We start from the raw sequence: 13,905 nt of genomic DNA, 5'->3' as shown, positions 1-13,905 counted from the left end.
CACGTCACAGCCTAAGGCGATGACCTATGAGGTCGAGTATAGAAGCCTCGCGGGATTTTCCAGTGGGTAATGGCACTTTGCTGTGAATGATTTTGGCATGCCTTGCATAGCAATTAATGCTAAGCGCTGATGGGCAGTTCCAACTCGAACGGCGCTTGTAAGGGCGGCAAGTCAAACGCTGCGCGGGCGGCGTCGCAATCGACGTTCTGCTCGCCCTGGCTCCACGAGGCATCGAATTCTCGGCAGGGGCTTGAGCGTTGCTCATAAATCGAGCAACTCGTGCCTTTGCCGACTTCGCCTTCAAGGCTGCAGCAGCGCGCGGGCTTCTGGTCGGTACCGATCATCGCCACGCGGGACGGGTTGATCTGCACCACCAGGTCATCGGGCACCGTGCCCCCCGATGAAGCGCACTCGCCCCAGAAAAAAGACACACGGAAGTAGGAACAGCAGGCACCGCAACTCAGACACGGACTGGCTTCGGACATGGGCGTCATCGATAAGAAAAGTAAGAGTGGGGGACTACAGGAAGGCTCGCCATTCTAATCCGGTCATGGCCGTTGGGAAGGGGGGCGTGCACTTATATTTTTGTGGGCAAAGTCCCGTACTGTCGGGTGAAATCATGCCCTATCAGCTTTACGAATCATTACAGACAACCCTGGCTCGCCTGACTATGTTGCAGGTACCGGGCAGGATGCATCGGGCATCGCAGCTCTCATAACAATAAAAGAGACGGACCCATGCAGAACTCGACCCAAGCGGCGAATGCCTGGCGCATTCTGTTCCTGCTGTTCCTGGCCAACCTGTTCAACTTCTTCGACCGCACCATTCCGGCGATCATCATCGAGCCGATCCGCATGGAATGGCACCTGAGCGACTTCCAACTCGGCATCATCGGCACCGCCTTCACTATCGTCTACGCCATCGCCGGCCTGCCGCTGGGGCGTCTGGCCGATACCGGTTCGCGCAGCAAGCTGATGGGCTGGGGCCTGTTCGCGTGGAGCGGGCTGACGGCGGTCAACGGCCTGGTCGGTAGTTTCTGGACTTTTTTACTGGTGCGCATGGGCATTGGTATTGGTGAGGCCAGCTACGCACCGGCCGCCAACTCGCTGATTGGCGACCTGTTCCCGGCGCACCGTCGTGCCCGGGCCATGGGGATTTTCATGCTCGGCCTGCCTTTGGGCCTGTTGCTGGCATTCTTCACCATCGGCTGGATGGTCAAGGCGTTCGACAGCTGGCGCGCGCCGTTTTTTATCGCCGCCGTGCCGGGGCTGATCCTTGCGGTGTTCATGTTCTATATCAAGGAGCCCAAGCGCGGCGCCGCCGAAGCCGTACAAGTCTCCCAGGAGCGCGTCGACCGCCCGATCCGCCGCGTGCTGGCCGTGCCGACCTTCCTGTGGCTGGTGCTGGCCGGCCTGTGCTTCAACTTCGCGACCTACGCGTGCAACTCGTTCCTGGTGCCGATGTTGCAGCGCTATTTCCTCATGCCACTGCAGGATGCGGCGGTCGCCACTGGCGTCATCGTTGGGTTGACCGGCCTGGTGGGCCTGACCCTGGGTGGCTGGATTGCCGACAAGATCCATCAACGTGTTGCCAATGGCCGACTTTTGTTTGCAGCGTGCAGCCTGATCATCTCCACCGTTACCACCGCCTGGGCCTTGCATGCCGGGCGCGTCGAGATCGGCGTGTTTGTAGCGCTGTTCAGTGTGGGCTGGTTGTTTGCGTATAACTTCTACACCTGTGTGTACACGGCGATCCAGGACGTGGTTGAGCCTCGCCTGCGGGCCACGGCGATGGCGTTGTTCTTTGCCGGTTTGTACTTGCTGGGCGGGGGCATGGGCCCGATCGTGGTAGGCGGGTTGTCCGACCATTTTGCCCATTCGGCGATGTATGCGGCGGGGGCGGAGCAGATGACCGAGGCTTACAAGGCAGTTGGGCTGCACGACGCCATGTACCTGATTCCGGTGGCGTTGTTCCTGACCATGTTGTTCTTGTTCCAGGCGTCGCGCAGTTTTGTGCGCGATGCCAAGCGGATGAAGGAGGGATTGGTGGCTGTTGAGGTGCCGGCTGGGGCGGCGACGGCTTGAAATTGCGGTGACTCCATCGGGAGCAAGCCCCCTCCCACAGTTGACCGAGTTGTCATGTCGACCATTGATCAATGTGGGAGGGGGCTTGCCCCCGATGAGGCCCACAAAGCCAAAGCTGTTCTCAAGTAAATAAAAAAGGCCCGCAGTGCGCGGGCCTCTATTAACAGGGCAGGGCGGTAATCAACCGGCCACCAACACCCGAATCGCCTCCAGTCGCAGCGCCGCCTTATCCAGCATGGCCAGGCCTTGCTCGCGTTGGTTGCGCAGGGCGACCAATTCGCTGTCACGTACGGTCGGGTTGACCGCTTGCAAGGCGGTCAGGCGTGCCAGTTCTTCGTCGGTGTCTGCCGCCAGGCGACGTTTGGCCTCGGCCACACGTTCAGCATGACGCGGCGTGATCTTCTCTTCACCGGCGTTGATTCGCGGTGTGAGTTGATCGCGCTGGGCCTGCACGAACTTGTTGGCGCTGGCCCGTGGCACGCTTTCCAGCTGGTCGTTCAAGGTTTCGAACGAGACGCGGCCGGACAGGTCGTTGCCATTGGCATCCAGCAGGCAGCGCAGCGCCGCTGGCGGCAGGTAACGGCCCAGTTGCAGTGCGCGCGGCGCGACCACTTCGCTGACGTAGAGCAGTTCGAGCAACACGGTGCCCGGCTTGAGCGCCTTGTTCTTGATCAGCGCCACGGCGGTGTTGCCCATGGAGCCAGACAGCACCAGGTCCATGCCGCCCTGCACCATCGGGTGTTCCCAGGTGATGAACTGCATGTCCTCACGGGACAGCGCCTGGTTACGGTCGTAGGTGATGGTCACGCCTTCGTCGTCGCCCAGGGGGAAGCTGGCGTCGAGCATCTTCTCGCTTGGCTTGAGGATCAGCGCGTTTTCCGAATGGTCTTCGCTGTCGATGCCGAATGCGTCGAACAGGGTTTCCATGTAGATCGGCAGGGCGAACTGGTCGTCTTGCTCGAGAATGTCCTCCACCAGTGCATCGCCTTCACCGGCGCCACCGGAGTTGAGCTCCAGCAAGCGGTCGCGGCCGGTGTGCAGTTCCTGTTCCAGACGCTCGCGCTCGGCACGGGCCTCGTCGATCAGGGCTTGCCACTCGCTGTCGTCGGCGTTTTCCAGCAGCGGCAGCAGGCGCGGGCCGAACTGATGCTGCAAGGCGTTGCCGGTCGGGCAGGTGTTGAGGAACGCGTTCAGCGCTTCGTGGTACCACTGGAACAGGCGCTGTTGCGGGCTGGTTTCCAGGTACGGCACGTGCAGTTCGATCACATGCTTCTGGCCGATCCGGTCCAGACGGCCGATCCGCTGTTCCAGCAGGTCGGGGTGGGACGGCAGGTCGAACAGCACCAGGTGGTGGGAGAACTGGAAGTTGCGGCCTTCACTGCCGATTTCCGAGCAGATCAGCACCTGGGCGCCGAATTCTTCATCGGCAAAGTACGCGGCGGCGCGGTCACGCTCGAGGATGTTCATGCCCTCGTGGAACACCGTGGCCGGGATGCCGGAGCGCACGCGCAGGGCGTCTTCCAGGTCCATGGCGGTTTCGGCATGGGCGCAGATCACCAGGACCTTGGTGCGCTTGAGCATTTTCAGCTGGTCGATCAGCCACTCGACGCGCGGGTCGAAGCGCCACCAGCGATTTTCTTCGTCGACGTCCGGCTGCGACTGGAAGCTGACTTCCGGGTACAGCTCGGCGTGTTCGCCCAGCGGCAACTCCAGGTATTCGTCCGGGTTCGGCAGCGGGTAGGCGTGCAGCTTACGTTCCGGGAAGCCTTGTACGGCGGCACGGGTGTTACGGAACAGCACGCGGCCGGTGCCGTGGCGGTCGAGCAGCTCACGCACCAGGCGTGCGCTGGCTTCGGCGTCGCCATCGTTGACGGCGGCCAGCAGCGCTTCGCCTTCGTTGCCGAGGAAACCCTGGATAGTCTTGTGCGCGGCAGGCGACAGGCGACCCTTGTCCAGCAGCTCCTGCACGGCTTCGGCTACCGGGCGATAGTTCTCGCTTTCGGCGCGGAAGGCGTGCAGGTCGTGGAAACGGTTCGGGTCCAGCAGGCGCAGGCGCGCGAAGTGGCTGTCCTGGCCCAGCTGTTCCGGGGTGGCGGTGAGCAGCAGCACGCCGGGAATCACTTCGGCAAGTTGCTCGACCAGCGCGTATTCCGGGCTGGCTTTTTCTTCATGCCAGACCAGGTGGTGAGCTTCGTCGACCACCATCAGGTCCCAGCCGGCAGCGAACAGCGCGTCCTGGGCCTTCTCATCGTCCACCAGCCACTCCAGCGCGACCAGGGCCAGCTGGGTGTCTTCGAACGGGTTGGCGGCATCGCTTTCGATAAAGCGTTCTTCGTCGAACAGCGCCACTTGCAGGTTGAAGCGCCGGCGCATTTCTACCAGCCACTGGTGCTGCAGGTTTTCCGGTACCAGGATCAGTACGCGGCTGGCGCGGCCCGACAGCAGCTGGCGATGAATCACCAGGCCGGCTTCGATGGTCTTGCCCAGGCCCACTTCGTCGGCCAGCAAAACCCGTGGCGCGATACGGTCAGCGACTTCACGGGCGATATGCAATTGGTGGGCAATAGGTTGCGCACGCACGCCGCCCAGGCCCCACAGCGAAGATTGCAACTGGCGGCTGGTGTGTTCCAGGGTGTGATAGCGCAGCGAGAACCAGGCCAGCGGGTCGATCTGCCCGGCGAACAGGCGGTCGCTGGCCAGGCGGAACTGGATAAAGTTGGAGAGCTGGGTTTCCGGCAGGGTGACCTGCTCGTGCTGCCCATTGAGGCCGTGGTAGACCAGCAGGCCGTCGACGTCGTCGACTTCCTGTACGGTCATTTTCCAGCCTTCGAAATGGGTGATGGTGTCACCCGGCGAGAACCTCACGCGAGTGAGGGGCGCATTCCGTAGCGCATACTGGCGGGTGTCGCCAGTGGCCGGATAGAGCACGGTCAACAAGCGGCCGTCCTGTGCCAGAACGGTGCCTAACCCCAGCTCTGCTTCGCTGTCACTAATCCAGCGTTGCCCCGGTTGATACTGCTGCGCCATGCTGCCTGACTCCCGCCGTGAAAAAGCCGACTATGTTAACGGAACAAGGCCTCACGCCCAAGGACTCTGACAAAAACTACTCCGTTTGAGTGGCGGGGCGAGCGCTGAATCGACGGGTGGCGGGCACTTGTGAGTGTCGACTGGGTCACAGGTTGGCGAGCCTGCGCTCAAGTCGCCCTGCAACCCGCCGAAAGCCTGTTGATCAGGAGAATAATCACTATGCTGCCACCCATGCTGCCCGTCAGCGTTGTGCCGGTTACGTCACAACTCGATCCGGTACGTCAGAAGCCGGATATACCGCCCGTGGTCCCTGTGCAAGCGGGCTCCAACGAAAGCACCATCGACCTGAAAAAAGGCGATGCCGAGCAGTCGACCTTATTGCTGCGCGAGGAACAACGTCGTCAGCAGGAACAACAGAAACGCCGGCGCGAAGCCGATGAGGACCCCGATCAACACTTGGCGATCCCTGGCGATCTGCTCAATGCCGACAACACCGTACCGGTCGTGCCGCTGATCGAAGACGCGCCGCGCCAGGGTTTGTGGGTGGACGTCGAGGTTTAACCGCGCAGTTCCTCCAGGGCCGCGATCAGCAACTCGATGTCGCGCTCGTTGTTGAAGGGGCTGACGGAGATCCGCGCAATACTGGTCAGGCCACGGGCCTGCATATCCAGTGGGGTGTAGCCCACACCGTTGGCGCCGATATTGATCCGCTTCAATCCCAGGCACCGTTTAAGTTCGAAGGCGTCCCAGCCGGCGAGGTTGAAGGCGATCAAGCCTGATTGAAGCGTGCCCAGGTCATGCAGCGACACGCCGGGAATCCCACGCAATGCTTCGCGGATTCGCCTGCTGGTTTGCGTGACACGTTCCCACACACGCTCAATCCCCAGCTGATTCATCTCCTGCAGCGCATTGCCCAGGCCCGCCAACAGGGCAAAGGACGCCTCACTGGTTTCAAAGCGCCGGGCGTCGTTGCGCAGGTCGAAACCGTCGGCGCTCCACGGGGCGGAAAACACGTCGCGTTGGGCGGGGTTCAGGTGCTGGAGGAATTCCGGCCGCACGTACAGCAGCGCCGTCCCTCGCGGCCCGCGCAGGTGCTTGCGACCGGCCGATTTGAGCACATCGCACTGCAACGCCTGCACATCCACCGGTACCTGGCCGACTGCTTGGCCAGCGTCGATAAAGTAGGCGATCCCGTGACGCCTGGCGACTTCGCCGATGGCCTGGGCAGGGTTGATCAGGCCGCCGTTGGCGGGAAGCCAGGTGAGGTCGATCAGCTTTACGTTTGCGTCGATCATGGCTTCCAGCGCCACGGGGCAGACCGCGCCGCTGGCATCACACGGGATGACTTCCACCCGTGCGCCGGCCTGCACCGCCAACGCCATGCTTGCCAGATTGCCGCCCCATTCGTGGCGCCCTACCAGAATGCGCTCGCCCGGCTGCCAAGGGCCCAGGGCCTGGAACGCCATGCTCCAGGCGGTCGAGCCGCTGCTGGCAAAGGCAATTGACGGGGTGGGCGCGTTGAGCAACTGCGCGGCCGCGCGGCGGGCTTTTTCTACCAGCAACGCGCCATGCTCGCCGGCTTCCATCGGGCCGTCGCGGGCTTCGCGTTGTAGTTGATCGATGATGGCGTCAAGGGTCGCCTTGCTCGGCAAGGAGGCACCGGCAGAGTTGAAGTGCACGATGCCCGATTGGCAGCCGGGAGTGCCCTCGCGCAGATGTTGCACTTGCAGCGGGCTCACGGCTGCAACTCGAAAATCGCGTCAACCTCCACCGCCACGCCGGCAGGAAGACTTGAAACGCCCACTGCCGTGCGCACATGCCGGCCTTTTTCGCCGAGGGCATTCACCAGCAGGTTGGACGCCCCATTGGCCACCGCGCCCTGGCGCTGGAACTCGCCGCTGCTGGCGATAAACACCCCCAGGCGCAGGATGCGCACCAGGCGCGACAGGTCATCACCCAGGGCATCGCTCAATTGTGCGAGCAAGCCCAGTGCGGCGAGTTCCGCGGCCTGGACACCGTCTTCCTCGCTGAGGGATTCGCCGAGGCGGCCGACATAGGCGGGCTTGCCGTCTATCAGGGGGATTTGCCCGGAGATAAACAGCTGGTTCTGGCTGACCACATGGTTGATGTAGTTGGCAATCGGCTGGCTGGGAGGCGGCAGCGTCAGGCCAAGGGCTTGCACGCGGTGGCGCAGGGAGTCGCTCATGATGAATCCTCTCGGGTCAGGAGGTTTCAGCATGTGAGGCGGGGGGATTTCCGGCAAACGGATAGATCTCATCCGACGTATCGAAATAACTCACGTGTCGCTGCAGATGTCCTTCAACCACTCGCTGAAACACCGTGCGGCGTCGCTGGCAGGGCCTTGCGGCGCAATCAACCAGTAGCCTATTTCGCTGTGATAGGGCGGCCAATCGAAGGCTTCCACCAGGCTGCCGTCATTGAGCCGGCGTTGGATCAGGCGGTGACGGCCCATGGCAATGCCCTGGCCGGCCACAGCGGCTTCGACCACGATGTTGTAGTCGTGGAGCATGACGCGAGGGTGGTGCTTGAGGTCGACTTGATAATGCTGCGACCAATCCGTCCATTCAAAGGGCCGGTGCGAAGTCGCCATCAACAGTGCGCCGTTGTGCAGTTGGCTGGCCTTGAATGCCGGGCTGCATACCGGAGAGATCACCTCCGGCATCAGTCGCGTGGCCTGCACGTCGGGCCAGTCGCCTTTGCCGTAGCGAATGGCCAGGTCGACTTCGGCTGCTGCGACGTTTGCCAGTTGAATCGCCGGCAGCAATTCCACCTGGATATGGGGATAGCGATTGAGAAAACCCGCCAGGCGCGGCGCCAACCACAAGGTGGCGAACGACGCCAGCAGGCCGACACGTAACACCGTGGCGCTGGGCGCTCCCCGTTGGGCGCGGGTCGCGACGGCAATGGCGTCAAGGGCGGGGCGGATTTCATCGTAGTACTGCTGGCCGTCTGCGGTCAGATCGATCGCGCGGGTGCGTCGGATAAACAGCGGTTTACCCAGATGCTGTTCGAGCTTCTGCACCTGATGGCTCAGGGCGCTCTGGGTCACCGACAATTCCTGCGCGGCCTTGATAAAGCTCAAGTGCCGGGCCACGGCTTCAAAGGCGCGCAGGGCCAGCAACGGCGGAAGATCCTTATGCAGTGCCACCTGAATGCGCGTCCTGGAGTGGTTGGAAAGTGCCGATTTTGGGCGACGGCCGGCCTTTTGTCGCGGGTTGATTTGCCGTCGGGCGCAGGAGCCCGCATTATTGAACCCTACTCGCCACGACGTAAGCCAAGCCATGAGTGATGACGACAAGCTGATCGACCTGAATGCCGAACGCGCCAAGCGGGTGCATGACCTTAATGACAAGCGCCTGAATGAAGTGCGCCAGGCGTTTGAACAGGCGATGCCTTTAGGCAAAGCCAAGAAAAAATCAAAGAACAAACCCAAAAAGCGTTAAAACGACCTGCATCTATTGATGCAGGTCAGTTATTCCCCTTCTTTACGCCCCGTTGCGGGCGACATTGATCCCCGTCAATTTTTCAATCCGCCTTCTCCATTAACTTAGCCCTATCGCAACAAGGCAAGTGCAGGAGGCCGGTCATGTTTATCGATAATGTGGTATTCGCCGGAGTGCTGACAGTAAGCCTCATGGTGCTGTTTTTTGTAGGGTTTGGATTTTTTATCTGGAAAGACGCGAACAAGCGTAAAAAACCTTAGGTCTTTCCGGGTTACATGAGCACGCAAGGCATTTTGGGCGACTTCGGTCGCCTTTTTTTTTGCCTGGTATTTAATGATATCGGTCAATTCTGATGCATAAAAAAAGGTGCGGTCCTCACAGAGGCCGCACCTTTTTTTCAGCGCCTGGCTATCAACTGCCCAGTGCCTTGGAGGCCAGCCAGAACAAGCCGGCCGACAGGCCCACGGTCGCAGGCAGCGTCAACACCCAAGCCATCAGGATGGTCTTGACCGTACCGCCTTGCAGGCCGCTTTTGTTGGCGACCATGGTACCCGCCACGCCGGAAGACAGTACGTGGGTGGTGGAGACCGGCAGGGCGAAGATATTGGCGAAGCCAATCATGGTGGCGGTGGTGATCTGTGCCGACATGCCCTGGGCATAGGTCATGCCTTGCTTGCCGATCTTCTCACCGATAGTCAGTACCACACGCTTCCAACCCACCATGGTGCCCAGGCCCAGGGCCAGTGCGACTGCGAGGATCACCCAGAACGGTGCGTACTCGGTGGTGGCGGTCAGGTCTTTGCGCAGCTTGTCGAGGTCAGACTTCTCACGCGCATCAAGGCCTGGCAGCTTGCCGACTTTCTTTGCGGTGTCGTCCAGGCAGAGCAGGTAGCGGCGAACTTCGATACGTTGATCGGCGTTCAGGGAGTGGTAGTCGGAGACACCTTTCAAGGTGCTGACGAGCGCATTGATGGTGGGTTCGGTCTGCTGCGGGTTGCACTGGAACTTGCCTGGCAGATCGTCCTTCACGCTTTTGCCCAGTGCCAGGAATTCGCCGAGCGTGGCGTTGTTACGCTCGTAGAACTGGCTCAAATGCACGGTAGCGTCGCGGGTGCGCTCGATCTGGTAGGTGGTGCTGCCCAGGTCGAGTACGAACTGCGCTGGCACGATACCGATCAGCACCAGCATGATCAGGCCGATACCTTTCTGACCATCGTTGGAACCGTGCACGAAACTCACGGCCATGGCGGAAATCACCAGGACCAGGCGGTTCCAGAACGGCGGGTGCTTCTTGTCATCGAGCTTGCGGCGCTGGTCCGGGGTCTTGTGCATCTTTGACAGCGGACGCCACCATTTCAGGCCGAGCAGCACCAGGGCTGCGACCAGGAAACCGGCCATCGGCGAGAACACCAGGGAGGCACCGATATCGACGGCCTTCTGCCAGTTCACACCGTCAGCCAAGGGGATGTCGTTGATCAGGGCATTGGCCAGGCCGACACCGAGGATCGAACCGATCAGCGTGTGGGAGCTGGAGGCGGGGATACCGAAGTACCAGGTGCCCAGGTTCCAGGTGATCGCCGCAGCTAACAACGAGAAGACCATGGCCAAACCATGACCGGTGTTCACATTGATCAGCAACTCCACCGGCAGTAAGTGCACGATGGCGTAGGCGACACCGACACCGCCGAGCAGCACGCCGAGGAAGTTGAACACCCCGGAGAAGAACACGGCCAGATGCGGCGGCATGGCTTTGGTATAGATGACTGTGGCCACCGCGTTAGCGGTGTCATGAAAGCCATTGATGAACTCGAAGGCGAGGACAAAGGCCAGGGCGAGCAATAGGCTCACTAGAACCCAAGCATCCAGTCCGCTGAATAAATCGATCATGAAGGTTTTCTGACCCGGTCGTAAGGGGGCGCGATTATGCCAGAAAACCTCGGTAATCGATGCACTAGCTGCTCATCGGTAACAATCTTCATTGAGTCTCCCTGGGCGAAAGCGAGCGATCCCAGGGTTTTCGGGGCTTTGGCAAGTCTTTGATTTATAAAGTACAGGGCCAAAAAGACAGGGTTTTGTCACCAAATCGTCATGCCTGAAACATTTGTATGAAATTTTACAGGCGATGGTGGGATGCAGGGCCGCTGGAGGCTGGCTAAGTGACAGCATTCCAGGCAAGGCCCTGGGCTCAACCCGAAGCGCTTATGGCTCTTCGGCTTTGAGTTCCTGTTCAATCTTTTGGATTTCCTGGGCAAATGCCTGGTCGAGCAGGCTGGCTCGCTTGCGCCATGGTTTGCGTTCAGGTTCAGGCTGGGCGGCGTAGGTGGTGACTTCCCCGCCGTAAACGTCCTTGTAACGTTGCTCCTGGCGCTCAAGTTCCGCGCGCAGTTCATCTTTCGTCACATTGTTACCTAATTGAGTTGAGTGTAAGTACGTTGCAGTGTTGTGCCTGAATGCCGCCCTCAGGTTATTTCAAATGAACCCATGAAATGTTCAAGTTTGAAATAAAACGAGAGACCACTGTTGTGGCAGTCATTCCAGGCAGGTAGTTGCGACCGTCCATGCACGGCCTGTGCATGGCCTGGCGAGCTCTGCTCCCGATAACTAAACCGGGCTGACCTCCGCACAGGGTGCATTATAGCGGCGCATTTGAATAACACTATCGGCATAAAGTTAAAAAGCGTCAACTTTGTGTGAGTGTTTTGTTACGCGGATGCGTCGGTATTTGCTGAAATATTGGCGTCATCAATTCAACAAGGGATCGCGCTATTAAATGAGCGCCTTAACATTGACGGGCCAGGTGATTGTGAGAACGGCACTCGGGGGCGGCAGCAAATTGCGATAATCGCATGATTGTCCGATAATCGCCCGATGTTGCCGGGCCTGCCTTGTGCATCACGGCCGGCGCGGCTTGTAATAGCAACCCCATTCCCAGTGGTTGACAATAAAAGAAAGGAACCTGGCATGAACGATCAATTGCGCAACTCTTTCGCGTCAGTGGCGCCTCCGATCGTTGCCTCGCCGGCCAAGCGTATCCAGGCGTTTACCGGTGACCCCGACTTCATGACCTCCCTGGCCCGCGGCCTGGCCGTGGTGCAGGCGTTCCAGGAACGCAAGCGCCACCTCACCATCGCCCAGATCAGCCACCGCACCGAGATCCCCCGTGCCGCCGTACGCCGCTGCCTGCATACCCTGATCAAACTCGGCTACGCCACCACCGATGGGCGCACCTATTCATTGCTGCCCAAGGTCCTGACCCTCGGCCATGCCTACCTGTCCTCCACGCCATTGGCGGTCTCGGCCCAGCCTTACCTGGACCGCATGAGCGAGCAACTCCACGAAGCCTGCAACATGGCCACCCTTGAAGGCGATGACATCCTCTACATCGCCCGTTCGGCCACCACCCAGCGCCTGATTTCGGTGGACCTGTCGGTAGGCGGGCGCTTGCCGGCGTATTGCACCTCCATGGGCCGCATCCTGCTCGCTGCACTGGACGATGCCTCGCTGCAGGACTACCTCGACCACGCCGACCTGCAAACCAAGACCAGCCGCACCCTCACCACCCCTGAAGCCTTGTTCGAATGCCTGCAGCAAGTCAGGCAGCAGGGCTGGTGCATCGTCGACCAGGAGCTGGAGCAGGGCCTGCGCGCCATCGCCGTGCCGGTGTATGACGCGTCCGGCCAGGTGCTGGCGGCGATCAACGTCAGCACCCACGCTGGACGGGTCAGCCGCAGCGAGCTGGAACAGCGTTTCCTGCCGAGCATGCTCAGTGCCAGCCGTGAGTTGAGTGCGCAGCTGTTTGCCTAAGGTGTTCGGTGACCGCACAGATCCCCGCTTGATGAATTGACGATGTTTCCCCCGGCTTATTACTGTGCGGCAGCGCTCTTGAGGGCGCGCCAATAATAATGACGGCCACAGGCCGTTGGCCCGCCATCGGTGTGGAATAAGAATAATGAATCAACCTTCTGTCGGCACGACCCTGGACGTCCAGTCCTTCATCAACACCCAGCCACTGTCCCGTTATCAGTGGCGCGTGGTGATCCTGTGTTTCCTCATCGTCTTCCTCGATGGCCTCGACACCGCCGCCATGGGCTTTATCGCGCCTGCGCTGTCCCAGGATTGGGGCATCGACCGCGCCAGCCTTGGCCCGGTGATGAGCGCTGCGTTGATCGGCATGGTATTCGGCGCCCTGGGTTCCGGGCCGCTGGCTGACCGTTTCGGGCGCAAGGTGGTACTGGTCGGCGCGGTGCTGGTGTTTGGTGCTTTCAGCCTGGCCTCGGCCTACAGCAGCAATGTCGACCAATTGTTGGTGCTGCGCTTCCTCACCGGCCTGGGCCTGGGCGCCGGCATGCCGAACGCCACGACCTTGCTCTCTGAATACACCCCCGAACGTCACAAATCGCTGCTGGTGACCAGCATGTTCTGTGGTTTCAACCTGGGCATGGCCGGTGGCGGGTTTATCTCGGCCAAGCTGATCCCGGCGTTCGGCTGGCATAGCCTGCTGTTGATCGGCGGCATCCTGCCATTGATCCTCGCAGTGGTACTGCTGGTGTGGCTGCCGGAGTCGGCGCGTTACCTGGTGGTGCGCAACCGCGGCACCGACAAGGTGCGCAAAACCCTGTCGCCCATACAGCCCACTATTGTTGCCCAGGCCACTGCCTTCAGCGTGCCCGAACAAAAAACCGTCAAGGCGCGCAACGTGTTCGCGGTGATTTTCTCGGGCACCTACAGCGCCGGCACCTTGCTGCTGTGGCTGACGTACTTCATGGGGCTGGTGATCGTGTACCTGCTGACCAGTTGGCTGCCGACCCTGATGCGTGACAGCGGTGCCAGCATGGAGCAGGCCGCCTTCATCGGCGCGTTGTTCCAGTTTGGTGGCGTATTGAGCGCCGTCGGCGTGGGATGGGCGATGGACCGGTTCAATCCCCACAAGGTCATCGGCACCTTCTACCTGCTGGCCGGGGTGTTTGCCTACGCGGTGGGGCAGAGCCTGGGCAATATCACCCTATTGGCCACCTTGGTGCTGGTCGCCGGGATGTGCGTCAACGGTGCGCAATCGGCGATGCCATCGCTGGCCGCACGTTTCTACCCGACCCAGGGCCGCGCCACTGGCGTGTCATGGATGCTCGGTATCGGTCGCTTCGGGGCGATCCTCGGCGCGTGGATGGGGGCCACCTTGCTGGGCCTGGGCTGGAACTTCGAGCAGGTGCTCACGGCCTTGGTGATTCCGGCCGCTCTGGCCACGGCTGCCGTTGTCATCAAGGGCATGGTCAGCCATGCGGATGCCACCTGAGATCAATCGATAGCCTGCCAACAATTAGTTCGATAATCGA

At 60.9% G+C, this 13,905-nt stretch carries 13 protein-coding genes; 6 read left to right on the top strand and 7 right to left on the bottom strand.

Annotated features, from left to right (window positions below; all coding sequences use genetic code 11):
- Positions 1 to 119 precede the first annotated feature (119 nt).
- Positions 120 to 485 carry a YkgJ family cysteine cluster protein gene (locus AD670_RS21590; RefSeq protein ID WP_053137089.1) on the bottom strand — a complete coding sequence of 122 codons (366 nt, stop codon included), beginning with the start codon at positions 483 to 485 and terminating at the stop codon, positions 120 to 122.
- A 252-nt stretch (positions 486 to 737) separates the two neighbouring features.
- Here AD670_RS21590 and AD670_RS21585 point away from each other — a divergent pair, with 252 nt between their 5' ends.
- Positions 738 to 2,084 (top strand): MFS transporter, encoded by a 1,347-nt coding sequence (locus AD670_RS21585; RefSeq protein WP_053137086.1) that lies wholly within the window; start codon positions 738 to 740, stop codon positions 2,082 to 2,084.
- A gap of 180 nt (positions 2,085 to 2,264) precedes the next feature.
- On the opposite strand, the gene rapA is transcribed toward AD670_RS21585, so the two are convergent.
- On the bottom strand, positions 2,265 to 5,111 hold the full coding sequence (gene rapA, locus AD670_RS21580) for an RNA polymerase-associated protein RapA (protein ID WP_053137083.1): 2,847 nt from the start codon (positions 5,109 to 5,111) through the stop codon (positions 2,265 to 2,267).
- 219 nt (positions 5,112 to 5,330) lie between these two features.
- Here rapA and AD670_RS21575 point away from each other — a divergent pair, with 219 nt between their 5' ends.
- A complete protein-coding gene (locus AD670_RS21575; protein ID WP_027604414.1) occupies positions 5,331 to 5,672 on the top strand; it encodes a hypothetical protein in 342 nt (113 codons plus the stop codon).
- Here AD670_RS21575 and AD670_RS21570 read toward each other — a convergent pair.
- From AD670_RS21570 to AD670_RS21560, 3 genes are all read right to left on the bottom strand, one after another.
- On the bottom strand, positions 5,669 to 6,850 hold the full coding sequence (locus AD670_RS21570; protein WP_053137080.1) for an aminotransferase class V-fold PLP-dependent enzyme: 1,182 nt from the start codon (positions 6,848 to 6,850) through the stop codon (positions 5,669 to 5,671). The two genes, AD670_RS21575 and AD670_RS21570, sit on opposite strands and share 4 nt — an antisense overlap.
- Complete coding sequence (locus AD670_RS21565) at positions 6,847 to 7,317, bottom strand: RidA family protein (RefSeq protein WP_053137076.1); 471 nt, start codon at positions 7,315 to 7,317, stop codon at positions 6,847 to 6,849. The genes AD670_RS21570 and AD670_RS21565 overlap by 4 nt, the downstream gene beginning before the upstream one ends.
- A 90-nt stretch (positions 7,318 to 7,407) precedes the next feature.
- Positions 7,408 to 8,280: a LysR substrate-binding domain-containing protein gene (locus AD670_RS21560; RefSeq protein WP_053137073.1), complete on the bottom strand. Its 873-nt coding sequence runs from the start codon at positions 8,278 to 8,280 to the stop codon at positions 7,408 to 7,410.
- 4 nt (positions 8,281 to 8,284) lie between these two features.
- Between AD670_RS21560 and AD670_RS31515 the strand changes: the two genes are divergently transcribed.
- Together AD670_RS31515 and ccoM are read left to right on the top strand one after the other, a co-directional pair.
- Entirely contained in the window at positions 8,285 to 8,575 is a 291-nt protein-coding gene (locus tag AD670_RS31515; RefSeq protein ID WP_156338292.1) for a hypothetical protein, read from the top strand.
- Between the two features lie 143 nt (positions 8,576 to 8,718).
- On the top strand, positions 8,719 to 8,835 hold the full coding sequence (gene ccoM / locus AD670_RS32160) for a cytochrome c oxidase subunit CcoM (protein WP_017530457.1): 117 nt from the start codon (positions 8,719 to 8,721) through the stop codon (positions 8,833 to 8,835).
- Positions 8,836 to 8,986: 151 nt separating this feature from the next.
- On the opposite strand, the gene AD670_RS21550 is transcribed toward ccoM, so the two are convergent.
- Complete coding sequence (locus tag AD670_RS21550; RefSeq protein ID WP_053137070.1) at positions 8,987 to 10,462, bottom strand: inorganic phosphate transporter; 1,476 nt, start codon at positions 10,460 to 10,462, stop codon at positions 8,987 to 8,989.
- 312 nt (positions 10,463 to 10,774) lie between these two features.
- A complete protein-coding gene (locus AD670_RS21545) occupies positions 10,775 to 10,975 on the bottom strand; it encodes a hypothetical protein (protein ID WP_003172389.1) in 201 nt (66 codons plus the stop codon).
- A 561-nt stretch (positions 10,976 to 11,536) separates the two neighbouring features.
- Between AD670_RS21545 and pcaR the strand changes: the two genes are divergently transcribed.
- Both pcaR and AD670_RS21535 read left to right on the top strand, forming a co-directional pair.
- The gene (gene pcaR / locus AD670_RS21540; RefSeq protein WP_053137067.1) at positions 11,537 to 12,379 is read left to right on the top strand and encodes a pca regulon transcriptional regulator PcaR; all 843 of its coding nucleotides are present in this window, start codon (positions 11,537 to 11,539) and stop codon (positions 12,377 to 12,379) included.
- Between the two features lie 145 nt (positions 12,380 to 12,524).
- Positions 12,525 to 13,865, top strand: coding sequence for an MFS transporter (locus AD670_RS21535; RefSeq protein WP_053137064.1), 1,341 nt, complete (start codon positions 12,525 to 12,527; stop codon positions 13,863 to 13,865).
- Positions 13,866 to 13,905: the final 40 nt, after the last annotated feature.

It is taken from the genome of Pseudomonas sp. MIACH (genome assembly GCF_001269925.1).
Lineage (GTDB): Bacteria > Pseudomonadota > Gammaproteobacteria > Pseudomonadales > Pseudomonadaceae > Aquipseudomonas.
Note: the sequence above shows the minus strand (reverse complement) of the source record. Positions and strands in the feature narration are given on the sequence as shown.

Coding starts and splice junctions, on each gene's coding strand:
- AD670_RS21590 (WP_053137089.1), bottom strand. CDS start 485: ATGTCCGAAGCCAGTCCGTGTCTGAGTTGCGGTGCCTGCTGTTCCTAC.
- AD670_RS21585 (WP_053137086.1), top strand. CDS start 738: ATGCAGAACTCGACCCAAGCGGCGAATGCCTGGCGCATTCTGTTCCTG.
- rapA (WP_053137083.1), bottom strand. CDS start 5,111: ATGGCGCAGCAGTATCAACCGGGGCAACGCTGGATTAGTGACAGCGAA.
- AD670_RS21575 (WP_027604414.1), top strand. CDS start 5,331: ATGCTGCCACCCATGCTGCCCGTCAGCGTTGTGCCGGTTACGTCACAA.
- AD670_RS21565 (WP_053137076.1), bottom strand. CDS start 7,317: ATGAGCGACTCCCTGCGCCACCGCGTGCAAGCCCTTGGCCTGACGCTG.
- AD670_RS31515 (WP_156338292.1), top strand. CDS start 8,285: ATGCGCGTCCTGGAGTGGTTGGAAAGTGCCGATTTTGGGCGACGGCCG.
- ccoM (WP_017530457.1), top strand. CDS start 8,719: ATGTTTATCGATAATGTGGTATTCGCCGGAGTGCTGACAGTAAGCCTC.
- AD670_RS21550 (WP_053137070.1), bottom strand. CDS start 10,462: ATGATCGATTTATTCAGCGGACTGGATGCTTGGGTTCTAGTGAGCCTA.
- pcaR (WP_053137067.1), top strand. CDS start 11,537: ATGAACGATCAATTGCGCAACTCTTTCGCGTCAGTGGCGCCTCCGATC.
- AD670_RS21535 (WP_053137064.1), top strand. CDS start 12,525: ATGAATCAACCTTCTGTCGGCACGACCCTGGACGTCCAGTCCTTCATC.